The sequence below is a fragment of the Microbacterium sp. CJ77 genome (assembly GCF_002911615.1).
GTDB lineage: Bacteria > Actinomycetota > Actinomycetes > Actinomycetales > Microbacteriaceae > Microbacterium.
In genome coordinates this window covers 63,413-77,923 of sequence record NZ_PQBR01000007.1, presented here as the reverse complement: position 1 = coordinate 77,923, position 14,511 = coordinate 63,413, and the positions used below count along the sequence as shown (strand labels likewise).

14 protein-coding genes are annotated in these 14,511 nt (G+C 68.7%); 3 read left to right on the top strand and 11 right to left on the bottom strand.

Going from position 1 to position 14,511, the window contains the following annotated elements; all coding sequences use genetic code 11:
* Positions 1-7: 7 nt before the first annotated feature.
* From C2868_RS06240 to C2868_RS06230, 3 genes are all read right to left on the bottom strand, one after another.
* A complete protein-coding gene (locus tag C2868_RS06240) occupies positions 8-499 on the bottom strand; it encodes a DUF177 domain-containing protein (RefSeq protein ID WP_100810880.1) in 492 nt (163 codons plus the stop codon).
* Positions 500-647: 148 nt separating this feature from the next.
* Positions 648-1,145 carry a pantetheine-phosphate adenylyltransferase gene (gene coaD / locus C2868_RS06235; protein WP_100810881.1) on the bottom strand — a complete coding sequence of 166 codons (498 nt, stop codon included), beginning with the start codon at positions 1,143-1,145 and terminating at the stop codon, positions 648-650.
* A gap of 75 nt (positions 1,146-1,220) precedes the next feature.
* A complete protein-coding gene (locus C2868_RS06230; protein WP_103663085.1) occupies positions 1,221-3,392 on the bottom strand; it encodes an ATP-dependent DNA helicase RecG in 2,172 nt (723 codons plus the stop codon).
* 117 nt (positions 3,393-3,509) lie between these two features.
* On the opposite strand from C2868_RS06230, the gene rsmD reads away from it, so the two are divergent.
* The gene (gene rsmD / locus C2868_RS06225; RefSeq protein WP_181003373.1) at positions 3,510-4,064 is read left to right on the top strand and encodes a 16S rRNA (guanine(966)-N(2))-methyltransferase RsmD; all 555 of its coding nucleotides are present in this window, start codon (positions 3,510-3,512) and stop codon (positions 4,062-4,064) included.
* Positions 4,065-4,089: 25 nt separating this feature from the next.
* Here the strand turns inward: rsmD and thiL are convergent, their stop codons facing one another.
* The gene (gene thiL, locus C2868_RS06220; RefSeq protein WP_100810883.1) at positions 4,090-5,079 is read right to left on the bottom strand and encodes a thiamine-phosphate kinase; all 990 of its coding nucleotides are present in this window, start codon (positions 5,077-5,079) and stop codon (positions 4,090-4,092) included.
* Positions 5,080-5,258: 179 nt separating this feature from the next.
* Between thiL and C2868_RS06215 the strand changes: the two genes are divergently transcribed.
* On the top strand, positions 5,259-5,735 hold the full coding sequence (locus tag C2868_RS06215; protein WP_100810884.1) for a DUF3515 family protein: 477 nt from the start codon (positions 5,259-5,261) through the stop codon (positions 5,733-5,735).
* A gap of 30 nt (positions 5,736-5,765) precedes the next feature.
* Here C2868_RS06215 and C2868_RS06210 read toward each other — a convergent pair whose 3' ends face one another.
* Genes C2868_RS06210 through leuC form a run of 6 tightly spaced genes read right to left on the bottom strand, consistent with a single transcriptional unit; the run spans position 5,766 to position 12,197 of the window.
* Entirely contained in the window at positions 5,766-6,854 is a 1,089-nt protein-coding gene (locus C2868_RS06210) for a D-alanine--D-alanine ligase family protein (RefSeq protein WP_103663084.1), read from the bottom strand.
* Positions 6,760-7,887, bottom strand: coding sequence for an NAD(P)H-dependent glycerol-3-phosphate dehydrogenase (locus tag C2868_RS06205; RefSeq protein WP_100810886.1), 1,128 nt, complete (start codon positions 7,885-7,887; stop codon positions 6,760-6,762). Before C2868_RS06205 ends, C2868_RS06210 begins: the two co-directional genes overlap by 95 nt.
* Positions 7,877-8,641, bottom strand: a complete 765-nt coding sequence (locus C2868_RS06200) for a 1-acyl-sn-glycerol-3-phosphate acyltransferase (RefSeq protein WP_100810887.1) — start codon at positions 8,639-8,641, stop codon at positions 7,877-7,879. The genes C2868_RS06205 and C2868_RS06200 overlap by 11 nt, the downstream gene beginning before the upstream one ends.
* A 4-nt stretch (positions 8,642-8,645) precedes the next feature.
* Positions 8,646-10,028 (bottom strand): UDP-N-acetylglucosamine 1-carboxyvinyltransferase, encoded by a 1,383-nt coding sequence (gene murA / locus C2868_RS06195; protein ID WP_100810888.1) that lies wholly within the window; start codon positions 10,026-10,028, stop codon positions 8,646-8,648.
* A gap of 11 nt (positions 10,029-10,039) precedes the next feature.
* Positions 10,040-10,651, bottom strand: a complete 612-nt coding sequence (gene leuD, locus C2868_RS06190; RefSeq protein ID WP_100810889.1) for a 3-isopropylmalate dehydratase small subunit — start codon at positions 10,649-10,651, stop codon at positions 10,040-10,042.
* A gap of 1 nt (position 10,652) precedes the next feature.
* Positions 10,653-12,197 (bottom strand): 3-isopropylmalate dehydratase large subunit, encoded by a 1,545-nt coding sequence (gene leuC, locus C2868_RS06185; RefSeq protein ID WP_232711181.1) that lies wholly within the window; start codon positions 12,195-12,197, stop codon positions 10,653-10,655.
* A 486-nt stretch (positions 12,198-12,683) separates the two neighbouring features.
* Between leuC and C2868_RS06180 the strand changes: the two genes are divergently transcribed.
* The gene (locus C2868_RS06180) at positions 12,684-13,199 is read left to right on the top strand and encodes a hypothetical protein (protein ID WP_100810890.1); all 516 of its coding nucleotides are present in this window, start codon (positions 12,684-12,686) and stop codon (positions 13,197-13,199) included.
* Between the two features lie 89 nt (positions 13,200-13,288).
* On the opposite strand, the gene C2868_RS06175 is transcribed toward C2868_RS06180, so the two are convergent.
* A complete protein-coding gene (locus C2868_RS06175; protein WP_181003372.1) occupies positions 13,289-14,422 on the bottom strand; it encodes a TerC family protein in 1,134 nt (377 codons plus the stop codon).
* Positions 14,423-14,511 lie beyond the last annotated feature (89 nt).

Sequence of the window (14,511 nt, the reverse complement as noted above, 5' to 3'; positions counted from 1 at the left end):
TCGAGTCTTAGGGGTTCTGATCTGGCTCGCGGGCGCTCGCCGAGGCGTCGTCCTGGCCCAGGTGACTGAGCGCCGACCATCGAGGATCGAGGTTGGAGCTCAGTGAAGTACTGTCCGAATCGGCCAGTCGCTCGCCCGTTACCGGGTCCAACCCGGGGCAATCCGGCTGGCATACCGGTTGAAACGGAAGCGACAGAATGACCGCATCCCTGACCAGAGTTTCAAGATCCACGTGATCGTCTTGAACCTCGAAGTCAGATGTCTCGTCTCCAGGGTACGCGAAAAGCTCCTGGAATTCGACTTGGAGGGGTGCGGCGATGTCGATCAGGCAGCGTCCGCAGATACCGACGTACTCCGCGTTCGCCTCGCCGCTGGCCAGAATGCCCTCGTGCACGGACTCCAGACGCACGTCCACCTCGACGGTGCCGCCCTGCTCCAGGTAGACGAGTCCTTCGCCCCACCGCTCCGCGAGTGTCACATCGAACTCGTGCTCGCGCATCTCGCCGGGGCGGAGCTCGATGTCTCGAACATTGATGGCGAATGGTCCTGGCCGACGGTTTCTCACGGGGGACCATGCTACCCGCGCCACGGCGCGCCGGGGCGAGGCCCACCGCGCAGCTCGCGGACGTACCGAAAATCGGGCCCGATCAGGTCGTGCTGGAACCGGTGGTGAGAAAACGCGCGACCGGCGCGGGGACATAGGGGGAGACATCCCCGCCGAGGCCCGCGACCTGGCGTACGAGCGAACTCGAGACGAGAGCGTGCGACGGATCGGGCAGCAGGAAGACGGTCTCGACGTGTGCCAGGTGCCGGTTCACGATTGCCATGGGCGTTTCGTACACGACGTCGATCTGCGAGCGGATGCCCTTGACGAGCACGCCCGCCCCCACATCGGTCGCGTAGTCGACCAGAAGGCCCATGCTCCACGACGCCACGACGATATCGCCCTCGATCTCGCTCTCGGCGATCGACTGCTCGAGCAGCTCCAGGCGATGCGCGATCGGCAGCATCGCCTCTTTGTCGGGGTTGTGCACGACGAGCACGTGCACGGAGTCGTAGAGCGATGCCGCGCGACGGATGACGTCGAGGTGGCCGAGGGTCGGCGGGTCGAACGACCCCGGTACGACCGCGATCCTGTTGTTCACCCAGCCAGCCTATCCGGGCGCGCCGTCCTACCGAGCCAACCGGTGTCCGGACACGCTTCGCGGCGGGCTCCCCGGTCAGTTGCGCGCCATCGCGGCGCGATCCTCGACGTCGAGACGGCGATCGATCGCGCGGGCGAGCCCGCTGTGCGCGCTCAGGTCGGGATCATCGGCCAGGATCGACTCGGCCTCGGCGCGCGCCTCGGCGATGAGCGGAGCATCCGTCACCACGCGCAGCAGTCGCAGAGACGAGCGCGCGCCCGACTGGATGTCGCCGAGCACGTCGCCCTCGCCGCGCAGCTCCAGGTCGACCTCGGCCAGCTCGAATCCGTCGAGCGTTCGCGCCACGGCCTCGACGCGCGCACGGGCGGGTGTTCCCTGTTGCGCCTCGGTCACGAGCAGGCAGAGCCCCGGTACCTCGCCGCGGCCGACGCGACCTCGCAACTGGTGCAGCTGAGACACACCGAACCGGTCGGCTTCGAGGATGACCATGGTCGAGGCATTGGGCACGTCGACGCCGACCTCGATCACCGTGGTGGCGACGAGCACGTCGATCTGCCCCTCGGCGAACGCCCGCATCGTCGCGTCCTTCTCGTCGCCGGGCATGCGTCCGTGCAGGATCGCGACGCGAAGGCCGGCGAAATCGGGCCGGGCGGCGAGCAGTCGCTCCACCTGGACCACGCCCCAACGCTGGCGCGCCGCCTCGCCTTCGACGGGCGGAGCCTCGACCGTGTCGTCGGTTGCGGCCTTGCCGGTGGCCTCGACATCGATCGCGGGGCAGACGACGAAAACCTGGTGGCCCTTCGCGACCTCTTCCGCTCCGCGCTGCCAGACCCGCTCGAACCAGGCCGGGCGCTCCCCGACGGGCGCCACGAACGTCTCGATACCGGCGCGTCCGACGGGCATCGTGCGGATCGTGGAGACATCGAGGTCGCCGAAGACCGTCATCGCGACCGTGCGCGGGATCGGTGTCGCCGTCAGAACCAGGGCATGCGGACTGGACCCCTTCGCGCGCAGGGTCTCGCGCTGTTCCACGCCGAAGCGGTGCTGCTCATCGACGACGACCAGGCCGAGATCGGCGAAGGTCGTCGTGTCGCTCAGCAAGGCGTGCGTGCCGATCACGATGAGCGCCTGCCCCGACGCGACACGAAGGGCGGCACGGCGACGATCGGCGGCGCCCTGCTGTCCGGTGAGCAGCGTGGGCATCAGCTCGGGCGCGAGATCGGGCCCGAGCATCCGGGCGATCGACCGCAGGTGCTGACCGGCGAGCACCTCGGTCGGCGCGATGAGGGCGGATTGTCCGCCCGACTCCGCCACCTGCAGCATCGCGCGCAGGGCGACGAGCGTCTTGCCCGACCCCACCTCTCCCTGCACGAGCCGGTTCATGGGCCACTCGCCCACCAGATCCGCGGCGATCCGGTCGCCGACCTCGTGCTGGTCCGGCGTGCGCGCGAACGGCAGCGTCGCGTCGAAGCGCTCGAGGTACCCGGCGCTCTGCGCGGGGCGCGGACGCGCCGACAGAGCCCGCACGGCGGCGCGCTGCTGCAGCAGTGCGGTCTGCAGCACGAGAGCCTCGTGCATCCGCAGCGTCTCGTGGGCGATGTGGACGTCCGCGTCCGATGCGGGCCGATGGATCTTCTCGAGCGCATCCCGCGCCGGCACCAGGCCCTTACGCAGCCGCAACGCGTCGGGGACCGGATCCTCGACGGCGCCCAGCACATCGAGGACCGTGGCGACGATCTTGCCGAGCTTCCAGCTGGGAATCGTCGACGTGGCGGGATAGATCGGTATCGGCAGGTTGGCATACTCCTGAGCGCTTCGGCGGGCGGCCTCTTCGTCGTCGAAGAGCTCGTAGTCGGGATGCGCCAGTTGCTTCGTGTGGCGGTATTCGCCGACCTTGCCCGCGAAAATACCGCGTCGACCGACCCGGAGCTCCTTGAGGCGGCCGGACTGGTTGAAGAAGGTCAGGGTCAGATGTCCGCGACCGTCGCTGATCACGACCTCGAGGATCGAACCGCGCCGCGCCTGCATGCGACGCTCACCGGCGCTGACCACCTCGGCGACGATCGTGACCGACTCCCCCACCGGCAGATCGCGGATGGGTGTGAGTTCACCACGATGGGCGTAACGCCGCGGGTAGTGCGCCAGCAGGTCACCGACCGTGCGCATGCCGAACGCGCGCTCGAGGGCCGTGGCGGTCTTCCCCCCCACGACGCCCTCGAGGCGGGTTTCGAGATGCACCGACGACATGCCACGACTCTAGTTCGCGGCTACGACGTCGCCGTTCCGGTCGGGTTCTCGGACGCGGACGGGCGTGCAGACCCGCCGACGTGTACCCGCGGGCCTCGCGGTTTGTAGGGTGAGGGGATGACCCGGATCATCGCCGGCGGAGCCCGCGGCATCCGGCTCGCCGTTCCCGCACGCGGAACACGCCCCACGAGTGACCGCGTGCGCGAGTCGCTGTTCGCCGGACTCGAGTCGGCCGGCGCGCTGGACGGCGCGCGCGTCCTGGACCTGTACGCGGGGTCGGGCGCGCTCGGGCTCGAGGCGCTGTCGAGGGGCGCTGCCTCCGTCGACCTCGTCGAACTGTCCCGCCCGGCCGCGGCGATCGCCCGCGACAACATCGGCCGCGTCGAGCGATCCCTGGGCGGTTCAGGGCTCGGACGGGTTCACGCCGTCTCTGCCGACGCGTTCCTGCGCGGCTCGGTCGCGACCTTCGATCTGGTGTTCCTCGATCCCCCCTACGAACTCGGCGAGGCGGACCTGGCCGCGACCCTCGCGCTGCTCGCGCCGCGCAGAGCGGACGACGGCCTGGTCGTCGTCGAACGCTCGCGACACTCGCCGCAGCCGAGCTGGCCCGCGGGGATCGAACTCGCGCGCGAGCGGGCATACGGCGACACGGTCATCTGGCAGGCGCACTGACACTGGCGGGCGTTCGCGACCGGCCTCAGCCTCGCCCCGCGTCCCAGTCGCGATACGGGTCCCACCCGTGCGGCTCGCGCGGCTCGCCGTCGAGAAGCAACGGATTCGCCCCCGCCGCGGTGACTTCACCGATCGCCCGGAAGCCCTCGGGCAGATCCGCGTCGCGCGGGAAGGTCGCGAGCAGGGCGTGGTCCTCGCCGCCGTCGATCGCCCAGCGGGCGACCCCGCCGACCGATGCGGAGCGGATCGCGAGCGTCACACCGGATGCCTGGGCCAGGCGCGTCGCATCGAGCGCGAGGCCGTCCGAAACGTCCATCATCGCCGTGGCCCCCGCGTCCGCCGCGGCGATGCCCAGCGCGATCGGCGGCGACGGGCGCAACTGAGCGTCGAGCGCCTCGAGGTCTGCGGCGTCCAAGCTCGCCCGGTCGACGGCGACCGGGCCCGAGGCATCCGTGAATCTCGAGAACAGCAGGTCGATCCCGCGCGCGGCGAGACCCGCCGCGCCGGCCAGCGCCACGATGTCGCCCGGTCGCGCGCCCGAGCGAAGCACCGGCGCACGACCCTCCAGTGATCCGAGGGCCGTCACGGCGATCGTGAGCGTCGACGAGATCGTCAGGTCACCACCGATGACCGCGCATCCCGGCGCGAGCGCGTCGCAGCACGCCGCGAGGCCGTCGGCGAAGTCGCGAACGAAGGACAGCCGAGTATCCGCCGGCATCGCGAGGGCGACCAGAAGGCCCGTCGGTCGCGCCCCCATGGCGGCGACGTCGGCGAGATTGACCGCGGCGGCCTTCCAGCCGAGGTCCGTGCCGGACGACCAGGCCAGGCGGAAGTCCGGACCGTGCACGAGGGTGTCGGTCGTGGCCACCACACGACCGTCGGGAGCGCGCAGCACGGCCGCGTCATCGCCCGGCCCGACCTCCGAACCCTCGGCCGTGCCGATGCGGTCGAGGATCACGCGGAGGATGGCGGCCTCGGCGAGGTCGCCCACGCGCGGATCGCCGGGGTCGGTCATACGTCCACGCTATCCCGTTCCGTATTCAGTCCCGCCGCGGGCGCGACCCGAACCCGCTCCGGAGAACACGCGCGGATCGTCGGGGGCGGGTCGTCCGGGGGGGGGGTCGTCCGGAGAGACCGAATTGCGAACGCTCCGCGCCGCATCTCGGCCGCGGACGGCCTCGGTAGGCTGGAGGGATGTCCGTCCGACGTCTGTTCGCCGCAGCGGCCACCGCCATCATGGCCGCGGGCGTTCTGAGCGGCTGCACCGCGCCCGTGGCCATGGAACCCGGCCCGGACGCGAACGACCCGCTGTGCGCCGAGGTGTCCGTGCGGCTGCCGGACACGCTCGACGGCAAGGAACGGCGGCAGACGGATGCACAGGCGACAGGCGCGTGGGGCGATCCGGCGGCCGTGCTCCTCACCTGCGGCGTCGAGCCGCCGGGACCCACGACGATCCCGTGCACGTCCGTCGGCGGTGTCGACTGGATCATCGAGGACGAGGGCGACTTCCGATTCCGTGTCACGACGTTCGGGCGTTCCCCCGCGGTTCAGCTCTACCTCGACACGAACGTGGACACGGGCGTGTCGAGCGCCGCGGTGCTCGAGGCCCTCGCCGCGCCGGTCGGGCGACTTCCGATCGACGGCGCCTGCACGGACATCCCGGCGCCGTAGCGAGGGCCGTGCCCGGGTACCGTCCGCGCGTCAGGCGCGCTCGAGAGCCGTATCGACCAGTTCGGTGATGAGTTCGGCGTAGGTCATGCCCGACGCGATCCAGCACTTCGGGAACATCGAGATGGGCGTGAACCCGGGCATGGTGTTGAGCTCGTTCACGACCAGCCCGTCGGCCGTCAGGAAGAAATCCACGCGCGCGAGCCCGCGGCCGTCCACGGCCTCGAAGGCTCGAGCACCCAGCGCCTGGATCGCCTCGATATCGGATGCCTCGAGCTCGGCCGGGCAGCGCACGTCGACACCGTCGCCGCCGAGGTACTTGCCCTCGAAGTCGTAGAACTCACGGGTCGTCAGCACGACCTCGCCCGGCAGCGACGCCCGGGCGGACGCGCCTCCGCGCCCCTCCAGCACGGCGACCTCGATCTCGCGCCCGACCAGGGCCGACTCGATCAGCACCTTGTCGTCTTCGGCGAAGGCGAGCGCGAGCGCGGCGTCGAGTTCGCCGAGGTGATGCACCTTCGAGACGCCGACGCTCGATCCGGCACGAGCAGGCTTGACGAACAGGATGTCGCCGAGCGCCGCGGCATCCGTTCGCACGCCCTCGGGATCGACATCCCAGCGCGCGCGACGCACCGTGACCCACGGGGCCACGGGCACACCCTCGGCCTGCAGCGCGATCTTCATGAAGTGCTTGTCCATGCACAGTGCGGAATCGAGCACCCCACCGCCCGCGTACGGCAGCTGCAGGGTATCGAGGAAGCCCTGAATGGTGCCGTCCTCGCCGTGCAGACCGTGCAGGATCGGCAGGACGACGTCGACGGTACCGAGGTCTTCGACCGTCCCGTCGGCACGGCGCACACGCAGTTCGCGCGCGCCCCCGCCCTCGGGCCAGACGATGCGCGTGTTGTTGTCGACGACCTCCGGCAGCATCGCGGCGTCGAGGGCGAACTTGTCGGGATCATCGTCCTCGAGCACGAACACGCCGTCGCGGGTGATGCCGACCGGGATCACCCGGTACCGCTCGCGATCAATCGCCCGCAGCACCCCGCCCGCCGTTGCGGAGCTGATCGAGTGCTCGCTGGAGCGACCGCCAAAGAGCACCGCCACCGCCGGTTTGTGCATTCTGCGTCCTCTCGCCCCGAGGGGTGTCATCGTCGGTGGTCAGGTGTGGCGCGATCTCCTGCGGCTTCATCGTTCCATCGAGCACGCGTTTCACCTGCTCCACGATCGGCATCTCCACACCGACCTCTCGGGCCAGCTGGAGCACGGGAGCCACGGATGCGAGGCCCTCGGCCGTCTGCTGCATCTGCTTCACGACATCCTGGAACGAGTATCCCTGACCGAGCAGGCGACCCGCGGTGTTGTTGCGCGAGAGCGGGGATTGGCAGGTCGCGATCAGGTCGCCGAGTCCCGCGAGACCCTGGAGGGTCTCGGGCTGCGCGCCGTAGGCGACGGCGAAGTCGGTCATCTCGACCAGGCCGCGCGTGATGATCGATGCCTTCGTGTTCTCGCCGTAGCCGACACCGTCGACGATGCCGATCGCTACGGCGATCAGGTTCTTGAGCACCCCGCCGAACTCGGTGCCGATGACATCCGTGTTCACGAACGAGCGGAAGTACGCGTTGCGTGCCCGGCGTGCGACCGCGTCGGCGGTCTCTTGACTCGTGGATGAGATGACGGCCGCGGTGGGCTGCTCCCGCGCGATCTCGAGCGCCAGGTTCGGACCGGATGCCACGGCGATGCGATCGGGATCGCACGCGAGTTCCTGCTCGATGACCTGGCTCATCCGCATTCCCGATCGGCGCTCGACACCCTTCATCAGACTGATGAGCAGGGCGTCGGTGTCGGTCACGAGCGGACGCACGGCCTTCAGACTCTCGCGCAGAGCCTGACTCGGCACCGAGAGATAGATCTGAGTGGCCCCGTGCAGGGCCTCGGAGAGGTGCGCCGTCGCCGTCATCGAGCGGGGCAGGTTCACGCCCGGCAGGTATTCGCTGTTGCGCTTTCCCTCGGCGATCTCGTGGGCGAGTTCGGGGCGACGCGCCCACATGGTGACCGACGCACCCCCGTCGGCGAGGATCTTGCCGAAGGTCGTGCCCCAGCTGCCCGCGCCGACGACGGCAACCTTGGGACCATCCGGAGCTTTACGACTCAAAGCGACCCGTCTCTTTCTGCGCGTGTGTGGCCGGATTCCACCGGACGGGGGGCGCCTTCTCGTCGCGCAGCTCTTCCAGCAGGGCGGCGATCGCGTTCATGAGGCGCTCGGTCGCCTCGACGAGCGCGCCGGGCTGATGGTGGCGCCCCTCGAAGTCCGACAGATCCACGGGATCACCGATCACGAAGTCCACCTGTTTGCGCGGGGGCCAGAAGCGGAGCTTGCCCCCGTACCTCGGCATGATCTCCTGCACGCCCCAGTGCGCCGCCGGGATGAGAGGTGCCCCGGATTCGAAGGCCAGGCGCACCGCACCGGTCTTGCCGCGCATGGGCCAGAGGTCGGGGTCTCGCGTGAGCGTGCCCTCGGGGTAGACGATGATGCTGCTCCCCGTCGTCGCCAGGCGCTCGGCGCCCGACAGGGTCGACTTCGCCGATGACGACGTCGAGTCGCGTGAGACCGGAATCATGCCGGTGGCCCGCAGCGCCCAGCCGAGCACCGGCACCCGGAACAGGCTCTCCTTGACGAGGAAGCGCGGCGCGCGGCCGATGTCCCAGACGGTGACGGCGACGACCAGCGGGTCGAACTCGCTGTAGTGGTTCGGCGCGAGAATGAACGATCCCTCGGTCGGGATCTTCTCGGCACCATGGATCCGGATGCGGGCGAAGTACTTCGTGAACGGCTCGACGATGCCGCCGAGCAGCCAGAAGACGCTCGGTCGTGACTTCTCGCTCGATCGCGGGCGGGTCCGGCTCACCGCGTCACCCGACGATGTCGAAGTCGGCGCCGAGCGCGGTGAGCTTGTCGAAGAACTTCTCGTAGCCGCGGCTGATGATGCCGACGCCCGACACGCGCGATTCGCCCTGCGCGGCGAGGGCCGCGACGACGTACGAGAATCCGCCGCGCAGGTCGGGCACCTCGATCACCGCCCCGCTCAGCGGCGTGGGTCCGTTGATGACCGCGGCCTGCTCGAGAGCACGGCGCGGCACGCGGCGCTTACCCCCCTCGAGCCCGTTCGGGTGCACGACGATGTCGGCGCCCATCTTGACCAGGGCCTGCGTGAATCCGAGTCGGTTCTCGTACACGGTCTCGTGCACGGTCGACTCGCCCTCGGCCTGCGTCAACGCGACGATGAGAGGCTGCTGCCAGTCGGTCATGTATCCCGGGTGGACGTCCGTCTCGACGACGACCGGCGTGATCGATCCGTCGCGACGGAACAGGATGCCGTCCTCGCGGATGTCGAACCATCCCCCGGCCTTGCGGAACACGTTGAGGAACGTGAGCAGATCCTGCTGCTTCGCACCCTGCACGAAGATCTCGCCATCGGTCGCAAGGGCGGCGCAGGCCCACGAGACGGCCTCGTTGCGATCGAAGATCGAACGGTGGTCGTAACCGCGCAGCGACTCGACGCCCTCGATCAGGATGACGCGATTCGGCTCGTACGAGATGATCGCGCCCATCTTCTGCAGCACCGCGATCAGATCCATGATCTCGGGCTCGATGGCCGCGTTCTTCAGCTCGGTGATGCCCTTCGCCTTGACGGCGGTGAGCAGCACCTGCTCGGTGGCTCCCACGCTCGGGTAGGGCAACTCGATGTTCGCGCCGTGCAGGCCGTTCGGGGCCGTGATGCGGATGCCCTCGTAGCTCTTGTCGACGATCGCGCCGAAAGCACGCAGCGCATCCATGTGGAAGTTGATCGGCCGGTCGCCGATACGGCATCCGCCGAGATCCGGGATGAGCGCCTCGCCGAGCAAGTGCAACAAAGGACCGCAGAACAGGATCGGGATGCGCGAGGCACCGGCGTGCGCGTCGATCTCTTCGAAGTGCGCCGAGGCCGCACCGCTCGGATCGAGAACGAGACTGCCCGGCTCTTCGCCGTCCGTCACCGTGACGCCGTGCACCTCGAGCAGCGAACGGACGACCGCGACGTCGCTGAGTTCGGGGACGTCGCGCAGGATGCTGGGGCTCTCACCGAGCAGCGCCGCCACCATCGCCTTGGTGACGAGGTTCTTGGCGCCCTTGACCTCGATCGTGCCGCGCAGCGGCCTGCCACCCCTGATCGCGAGCACCTCTGCGCTCACTTTGGCGCTCCGTCCTGGTCCCGACTTCTTGTTGCCCGCCGTGTCGTTCAGGAGAGTCGTCATGCGGTGCAGCCTCACTGTGCGGGAAGCGGCGGCACCGGTAAAGTGCGTGGCCTCCAGGATTCGCGTCGCGCTTCGTAGGCGGCGATCTTGTCTTCGTTCCGGAGGGTCAGCCCGATGTCGTCGAGTCCCTCCAAGAGACGCCACCTAGTGTAATCGTCGATCTCGAAGGGGACCCGGATATCGGCTATCTGCGCCTCGCGCGCCTCGAGATCGACCGTGATCCGCACACCGGGATCCGCCTCGATCGCTGCCCACATGCGCTCGATGTCGGCTTCGGAGACCAGACCTGTGAGTAGGCCTTGCTTTCCCGCGTTGCCGCGGAAGATGTCGGCGAACCGGGGGCTGAAGACGACCTTGAAGCCGAAATCGCGGAGCGCCCAGACGGCGTGCTCGCGGCTCGACCCCGTACCGAAGTCGGGTCCGGCGACGAGGATGGATGCTCCCTGGTACGCGGGCTGGTTGAGCACGAAATCAGGATCCTGGCGCCACGAGGCGAACAGAGCGTCCTCGAAACCGGTCTTGGTGACGCGCTTGAGGTAGACGGCCGGGATGATCTGGTCGGTGTCGACGGCGGACCGCTTCAGCGGCGCGGCGATCCCGGTGTGCGTGACGAACTTCTCCATGTCAGGCCTCTCCCGCCTCGACGCGCGCATAGATCGGTGTGTCCTCGACGGCGATGACGTCGTCTTCCAGATCGCTCGGGCTCGACAGCGTGCCGCGGATGGCCGTTGCCGCTGCCACGAGGGGCGAGACCAGGTGGGTGCGCCCACCCTTCCCCTGACGTCCCTCGAAGTTGCGGTTGCTCGTCGAGGCGCACCGCTCGCCCGGGGCGAGCTGATCCGGGTTCATGCCCAGGCACATCGAGCAGCCGGCGAAGCGCCATTCGGCACCGAAGTCGGTGATGATCTTGTCGAGACCCTCGGCCTCGGCCTCGAGCCGCACGCGCGCCGAGCCCGGCACGACCATGACCCGCACCCCGTCGGCCTTCTTGCGACCCTCGATGATGGATGCGAAGGCGCGCAGATCCTCTATGCGGCTGTTCGTGCACGACCCCATGAAGACGGCGTCCACCGGGACATCCTTCATCGGCGTTCCCGCCTTCAAGTCCATGTACTCCAGCGCTCGCTCGGCGGCGGCACGCTCGTTGGGGTCGGCGATGTCGGCGGGCGTGGGCACGACGTCGCTCAGCGACACGCCCTGGCCCGGGTTCGTGCCCCATGTGACGAAGGGCTCGAGCTCGTTCGCGTCGAGGAAGACCTCGGCGTCGTACACGGCGCCCTCGTCGCTCGGCAGCGTTCGCCAGTACTCGACCGCCGCATCCCAGTCCGCGCCCTGCGGCGCGTGCGGCTTGTCCTTGACGTACGCGAACGTCGTCTCGTCGGGGGCGACCATGCCGGCGCGCGCACCCGCCTCGATGGACATGTTGCACATCGTCATGCGGCCCTCCATCGAGAGGGCGCGGATGGCGCTGCCGCGGTATTCGAGCACGTAGCCCTGGCCGCCGTTCGCACCGATCTTCGCGATGATCGCGAGGATGATGTCCTTGGCCGTGACGCCGGGCTTGAGTTCGCCCTCGACCGTGATCGCCATGGTCTTGAAGGGCTTCAACGGCAGCGTCTGGGTCGCCATGACGTGCTCGACCTCGCTCGTTCCGATCCCGAATGCCATCGCGCCGAAAGCGCCGTGGGTGCTCGTGTGCGAATCGCCGCACACCACGGTGATGCCCGGCATCGTCAGGCCCAGCTGCGGGCCGACGACGTGCACGATGCCCTGTTCTTTGTCGCCCAGCGAGTGCAGGCGCACGCCGAACTCCTCGGCGTTGCGGCGCAGGGTCTCGATCTGCGTGCGGCTGGTCAGGTCGGCGATCGGCTTGTCGATGTCGAGCGTCGGGGTGTTGTGGTCCTCGGTCGCGATCGTCAGATCGAGGCGTCGCAGCGGGCGCCCCTCGGCGCGCAGGCCGTCGAATGCCTGGGGGCTCGTGACCTCGTGCAGCAGGTGCAGATCGATGTAGATGAGATCGGGTTCACCGTCGTTGCCCTTGACGACGAGGTGGTCGTCCCAGACCTTCTCGGCCAGGGTGCGCGGCGCATCCGGAATTCGGGCGGCGATCTGGGCGGCCGACGGCTCTAATGAGCTGGACGCGGTGAACGTGGATTCAGGGTTTGTCATGACAGTCGTTCTCTCCTGTGAGGGTGATCAAGCCCGCGACAGACTCCGCGACGAGTGAGGCCTGGAACTAGGACTCGTCGCGGCCGCTAAGGAGAAGGCGAGCGATCAGCATTCGGCCAGGCTACCACCGCGGCGCGCTCCCCCGGCGTCGCGCGCGGCCCCGGGCTTCTCCTGACCTCTTCCCCCGAACGGTCGCGACTCCCCGTGCGAATCCGCTGGCGTGCGGCGAGTCGCGACCGTTCGCAGAAGACCGGACGAGGGGTGCGGGTTCCTCCCCACCTCGCCTACGCCGCGCTGATGTCGGGCTCGCACGTTTTTTCACACCTCAGCGCTGCCCGACTCCACGCCATCCCGCTGCCGACGAGACTCGAGACCGACGAACGGGTGCACGTCACGCTGGTGCGGGGACGTGCACCACGGGGGCCCGGAGTAGTGGGCCACACGACAGGCCGAACTCCGTCCACCCGCCTACTCGGACGTCTCCGCGTGACGAATCCAGCCCGCACCTGGGCGGATCTGGCCGCACCGCTCACCGTCGACGAACTCGTCATCGCGGGAGATCGACTCCTCGGGCGGCCGGGGGCGCTCGCGACACCCACCGAGATGTACGACGCGGTCGCCGATGCCTCGGGCCAGCGCGGCAGGAGAAATCTCGCTCAGGCACTCACTCTCGTGCGCGCCGGTTCGAGCTCACCCCGCGAAACGCGCGCTCGGCTGACGCTCGTGCGCGCGGGGCTTCCGGAACCTGAACTGAACGCTCCGATACCCGTGCGCGGGCGCACCCTTCACGGTGACCTGGCCTACCGTCCGTGGCGCGTGCTTCTGGAGTACGAGGGCGATCAGCACCGCACAGACCCGTGGCAATGGGCGCATGATCTCGAGCGCTACAACGATCTGGCTGAGGCCGGATGGCTCGTCATCCGAGCGTCCAAGAAGCTGAGCGACATCGGCCTCGCCACCCGCACAAGGCGTGCACTGATCTCACGCGGATGGGAGCCATGACGAACGGTCGCGACTCGCCGCCTGAGGTGTATCGCTTGCGGCGAGTCGCGACCGTTCGGGGACTGGTCGGGGTCAGCGGGCCGACCGGGTCAGCGGGCGTCGGGTGCGGGGGGCTGCTCGACCGTGGGCGGCGTGCCCTTCTCGTCCGCAACGACCGCGGCCGCCGCGGTGGGCGTGCCGGCGGGCCCGTCCGCGACAGCAGGAGTCCCCGCATCCGTCGTCCCCGCGCCGCCCGCTGCGACGACGCGACGGTCGCGCGCCGAGGCGATGAGGCTCGCGACGGTCGCGACGACCATGGACGCGACGATCACGCCGAGCGACGTCCAGGTCGAGATCTCGGGGGCCCACTCGATGTGCTCACCGCCGTTGATGAACGGCAGTTCGTTCACGTGCATCGCGTGCAGCACGAGCTTCACGCCGATGAACGCCAGGATGAACGCGATTCCGTAATGCAGGTACCGCAGGCGATCCAGCAGGTCGCCGAGCAGGAAGTACAGCTGCCGCAGTCCCATCAGGGCGAAGATGTTGGCCGTGAAGACGATGAACGGGCTTGTCGTGATGCCGAAGATCGCCGGGATCGAGTCGATCGCGAAGAGCAGATCGGTCACACCGATCGCCGCGAACACGATGATCATCGGCGTCCAGATCTTCTTGCCGTTCACGACCGTGCGGATCTTCTTGCCGTCGTACTCGTCGCTGATGTCGATGGTGCGACGGAGCATCCGCACGATGAAGTTCTCGCGCTTGACCTCTTCGTCGTGGTCGCCCGGGAACGCCTGACGGATCGCCGTCCAGACCAGGAAGGCGCCGAAGACGTAGAAGATCGGGCTGAAGTTCTCGATCACCGCGGCGCCGACGAGGATGAACGCGCCACGCAGCACGAGCGCGATGATGATGCCCACCATCAGGACCTCTTGCTGGTACCGACGAGGCACCGCGAACTGGCTCATGATCAGCACGAAGACGAAGAGGTTGTCGATCGACAGGCTGTACTCGGTCAGCCAGCCGGCCACGAACTGGCCCGCGTATTCGCCGCCCGCGAAGACCCACATCAGCCCCGCGAAGATCAGCGCGAGCGTGACGTAGAAGACGACCCACAGGGTCGATTCACGTGTGGAGGGGATGTGGGGGCGCTTGAGGATCAGCAGCAGGTCGGCGGCCAAGATCAGCGTCAGCGCGACGAGCGAGCCGATCTCGAACCACAGGGGCAGTTCCAGGTCCATGGAGGGCCTTTCAAGAAAAAGGGAGGGTCATTCGAAGACGAAAGTCTCTCCCTCGCCCCCATCGTGCCGGGCGGCGCACACCCGGGGCC

Excerpts from the sequence above, each read along its gene's own strand:
- C2868_RS06240 (WP_100810880.1), bottom strand. The coding sequence starts at position 499 with ATGCGCGAGCACGAGTTCGATGTGACACTCGCGGAGCGGTGGGGCGAA.
- C2868_RS06230 (WP_103663085.1), bottom strand. The coding sequence starts at position 3,392 with ATGTCGTCGGTGCATCTCGAAACCCGCCTCGAGGGCGTCGTGGGGGGG.
- rsmD (WP_181003373.1), top strand. The coding sequence starts at position 3,510 with ATGACCCGGATCATCGCCGGCGGAGCCCGCGGCATCCGGCTCGCCGTT.
- thiL (WP_100810883.1), bottom strand. The coding sequence starts at position 5,079 with ATGACCGACCCCGGCGATCCGCGCGTGGGCGACCTCGCCGAGGCCGCC.
- C2868_RS06215 (WP_100810884.1), top strand. The coding sequence starts at position 5,259 with ATGTCCGTCCGACGTCTGTTCGCCGCAGCGGCCACCGCCATCATGGCC.
- C2868_RS06210 (WP_103663084.1), bottom strand. The coding sequence starts at position 6,854 with ATGCACAAACCGGCGGTGGCGGTGCTCTTTGGCGGTCGCTCCAGCGAG.
- murA (WP_100810888.1), bottom strand. The coding sequence starts at position 10,028 with ATGACGACTCTCCTGAACGACACGGCGGGCAACAAGAAGTCGGGACCA.
- leuD (WP_100810889.1), bottom strand. The coding sequence starts at position 10,651 with ATGGAGAAGTTCGTCACGCACACCGGGATCGCCGCGCCGCTGAAGCGG.
- leuC (WP_232711181.1), bottom strand. The coding sequence starts at position 12,197 with ATGACAAACCCTGAATCCACGTTCACCGCGTCCAGCTCATTAGAGCCG.
- C2868_RS06175 (WP_181003372.1), bottom strand. The coding sequence starts at position 14,422 with ATGGACCTGGAACTGCCCCTGTGGTTCGAGATCGGCTCGCTCGTCGCG.